The 617-nt window shown below is 80.9% G+C and carries 1 pseudogene; it reads left to right on the forward strand.

Features of this window, described 5'->3' with window-relative positions:
• Positions 1 to 536: pseudogene (locus WCS02_RS20945) on the forward strand (aminotransferase); the annotation flags it as partial.
• Between the last annotated feature and the right edge of the window lie 81 nt (positions 537 to 617).

The following is a 617-nucleotide window of genomic DNA, read 5'->3' on the forward strand; positions in this document are numbered from 1 at the left end:
GGACCGCGGTCCTCGCGGTGCGGCCCGGCGTGCGCTGGCGCCCGCACGAGCCCGGGGAGGCGGGCGCGTCCCGGCGCCCGGGCGAGCACGCGGGTGCCGTCGACGTGCCGGCCGTGCTCGCCGCGGCGGTGACGCTGCAGGAGCTGCTCGCGGGACCGCTGGGGGCCGACGACCCCCGCCACGACCTCCTCGAGCGGGTCCGTGCCGCGGCGGTCCTCGTGCCGGACACCGTCGTGGTCGGCGACCCGGTCCGGCGCCTGCCGCACGTCCTCACCCTGTCCGCGCTCTACGTGCCCGGGGAGGAGCTGCTGCGCGAGCTGGACGCGGAGGGCTTCTCCGTCGGGTCGGGCTCGGCCTGCACCGCCGACACCCTCGAGCCCAGCCACGTCCTCGCCGCGGTCGGCGCGCTCACCCACGGCAACGTCCGGCTCGGCCTCCCCCGGGGCACCCCGGCCGCGGACGTCGACCGGTTCTGCGAGGTGCTCCCCCGCGTCGTCGCCCGGCTGCGCCGCCGGCTCGGGGCGGACGACCTGTGACCGGGGCGCCGCCCGAGGGCCCGGGCGGCCCGGACCCGGACGCCGGGGGGCCGCTCGTCGTCGACGCCCGGGGCACCCGCT

This window comes from Aquipuribacter hungaricus (assembly GCF_037860755.1).
Lineage (GTDB): Bacteria > Actinomycetota > Actinomycetes > Actinomycetales > JBBAYJ01 > Aquipuribacter > Aquipuribacter hungaricus.